General features: G+C 61.9%; 3 protein-coding genes. 2 read left to right on the top strand and 1 reads right to left on the bottom strand.

Annotated elements, in window-relative coordinates; all coding sequences use genetic code 11:
* Positions 1 to 753: phosphoribosylaminoimidazolesuccinocarboxamide synthase (locus GXH28_RS15665; RefSeq protein WP_304515805.1), on the bottom strand; the 753-nt coding region annotated here is incomplete at its 3' end.
* 152 nt (positions 754 to 905) lie between these two features.
* Between GXH28_RS15665 and GXH28_RS15660 the strand changes: the two genes are divergently transcribed.
* Positions 906 to 2,186 carry a 30S ribosomal protein S1 gene (locus tag GXH28_RS15660; RefSeq protein ID WP_169239947.1) on the top strand — a complete coding sequence of 427 codons (1,281 nt, stop codon included), beginning with the start codon at positions 906 to 908 and terminating at the stop codon, positions 2,184 to 2,186.
* A 132-nt stretch (positions 2,187 to 2,318) separates the two neighbouring features.
* A partial coding sequence (locus tag GXH28_RS15655) for a Clp protease N-terminal domain-containing protein (protein ID WP_320447977.1) occupies positions 2,319 to 2,877 on the top strand: 559 nt, incomplete at its 3' end.

Raw genomic sequence — 2,877 nt, 5'->3', positions numbered from 1 at the left:
CACGCGGCTCTCGAGGGGCGCTGGACGGTAGTGCGGCAGGAAGCGGCAGCCGGCACCGAATTCCGGCTCGAACGCCTTGCAGCGCTGTGCGATCGCCGCCGGCGTGGGCTTCACGCCGGTGTCGACCCAGTCGAGCAGCGCCGCGAACTCCGGCGTCAGCGTCAGGCCGCCCTGGACGCAGATTTCGCTGCCGCGCGCGAAGAGCGCCAGCGCCGCGCGCTCGATTTGTGCATATACGGCTTCTGGCACCAGGCCGCGCGCAATGATCTCGTCGCGGGTGGTGCGTTCATCGTGCGCCCCCGCGACGGCCTTGGTCGTCGGCGTGATGATGGGATGGGGCAGGCGGTCGTTTTTGCGCAAGCCGTCCGGCAGCCGGACGCCGTAGAGTTCGCGCTCGCCGCGGGCATAGAGCGTCCATAGCGAAGTGGCCGTCACGCCGGTGATATAGCCGCGCACGACGATTTCCACCGGCCAGGGCCTGCAGACCTTGACGATGCTCACGTTCGGGTCGGGTACCTCCAGCAAATGATTCGGCACGATGTCGCGTGTGCGCTCGAACCAGAAGGCGGACAGTTGGTTGAGCACTTGTCCTTTGTAGGGGATGGCACCGAGGATGCAGTCGAAGGCCGAGAGGCGATCGGTTGCAACGAGCGCGCGCCGGCCGCCGGGCAAGTCGTACCAGTCGCGCACCTTGCCAGCGTGTCGCGGCCCCAGCGGCAGGTCGCTTTGCACAAAAGGAGTGGGAAGTTTCATGATCGGCGCTATGCACTCGAATTGTAAGGCGGAAGCTTCATCCTCCTCATCGGGTGCAGTTTCGTGCACGGAAGGTTCAACCCTTGAATTTCTCTCATCCTACGCTCAGGTATAATTTCGTAAATTCACGCCGAAGGAAAGACACCGGAAGTATGGAGAATCAAGGAACCCCCCAACAGGCCAACAACCCGAAGCAGGGGGAAGATGATTTTTCGCAGTTGCTCGACCAGTTCCAGGCGAAGGTGAGCAACTTCGAAAAAGATCAGCTTGTGTCGGGGCGCATCATTTCGATCACCGATCGCGAGATCCTGGTCGAATTGGGTGCGAAGTCCGAGGGCATCGTATCCAGCAAAGACATCGAAGCGCTTCCCAAAGATGTGCGCAGCAGCCTGAAGGTGGGTGACGAGGTCTTCGCCTACGTCGTGCAGCCGGAAGACCAAAACGGCAACGTCGTGCTCTCGATGAGCAAGGCGATCTCGGAGAAGGACTGGCGCTATGCCGAAGAGCTGTTCGAGAAGCAAGAGGCGATTGAAGCGATGATCGCCGGCTTCAACAAGGGTGGGGTCATCATCAAGGTGGGCCGGCTGCGCGGCTTCGTGCCGGCTTCTCAACTCAGCCTGGCGCACCAACGGATGCTGGGTGATGAGAGCCTGCCTCCCGAGCAACGCTTCCAAAAGCTGGTCGGCCAGAAGGCGCTGATCAAAGTGATCGAGCTGGATCGTGAGCGCAACCGTCTGATCTTGAGCGAGCGCGCCGCCAGCAAAGAAGCGCGGCAAGCCCAAAAGGAGAAGCTGCTCGGCAGCATCGAAGTCGGCCAGACGTTGGAAGGCGTCGTCAGCAGCGTCAAAGACTTCGGCGTGTTCGTAGATTTGGGCGGCGCCGACGGTATGATCCACCTGACCGAACTCTCCCACACGCGCATCAAGCATCCGAGTGAGGTGGTGAAGGAAGGTGACAAGGTCAGCGTCAAGGTGATCAACGTCGAGCGAGACACCGGCCGCATCGGCCTGAGCCTGAAGGCGCTCGCGCCGGACCCATGGCAGGCGATCGGCAAGAAATACAAGCCAGGCCAGTTGCTCGAAGCCGAGGTGATCAAGGTGCATCCCAAGCACGGCGTCTTCGCCCGCTTGAAGGACGACGAAGCGATCGAGGGGCTGATCCCGCTCAGCGAACTGAGCGACAAACCGATCAACAGCCCGCGTGAGCTGGTGAAGGAAGGCCAAATACTCACCTTGCGCGTGCTACGCGTCGAGCCGGAGCAACGCCGCATTGCGCTCAGCCTGCGGCGGGTGAACCGGCCGGAGTATGCAGACGCAGACTGGCGGGCCGAAGCGCTGGACGAAGACCGAACCTCCCTCCCGGATGTCGTGGATGACTCGATCAGCGATAGTAGCGAATCTGTCGCTGAACCATCGCCTGCGGATGCGGATTGAACGGCAAGGGCGCAACCGGATTGCGCCCTTGCGCTTTTTCGCCGTCAAGCCTTCGTCGGCGTGCTCTACTTCGTTACTTTGTGTTAAGGTCGCTCTAATAGCATGGATTAAGATTCCAAGAGAGGTGAACCTGTGGCAGGCAAAATAGACCGCTTCAACCAACGCGCACGGCGCGTCTTGCAAATCGCGAACGACGAAGCCGAACGCTTGTCCCACAACTACATCGGCACCGAACATCTGCTGTTGGGAATCGTCAAAGAAGAGAATGGCATCGCCGGCCGGGTGCTGCGCGAATTGGGCGCCAAGCCCGACCGCGTGGCCGAGATGGTCGAGCGAATGACGGGCGCCGGCCGCCGCGCCCCGTCCAGCAAGCCCGACCTCACGCCGCGTACCAAGCAGGTGTTGGAGTTCGCCGTGGAGGAAGCGCGTAAGCTCAGCCACTCCTACATCGGCACCGAGCACCTGCTGCTGGGGCTGATTCGTCATGGCGACGGCGTGGCGATTGATGTGCTGCGCCAGCTCGGCCTGACGCCCGATCGCATTCGCCGCGAGACCATGCGGGCCATCCAACAAGAGCAGCCCGAAGGTGCGAAGGCTGCTTCGGCCTTGCCCAGCCAGAAGAAAGAGCGCCCCAAGACACCGGCGCTCGATCAGTTGGCGACCGACCTGACCGCTCTGGCCGAGCAGGGCA

This window comes from Candidatus Roseilinea sp. NK_OTU-006, from assembly GCF_012931985.1.
Lineage (GTDB): Bacteria > Chloroflexota > Anaerolineae > J036 > Brachytrichaceae > JAAFGM01.
Note: the sequence above shows the minus strand (reverse complement) of the source record. Positions and strands in the feature narration are given on the sequence as shown.

Excerpts from the sequence above, each read along its gene's own strand:
- GXH28_RS15660 (WP_169239947.1), top strand. The coding sequence starts at position 906 with ATGGAGAATCAAGGAACCCCCCAACAGGCCAACAACCCGAAGCAGGGG.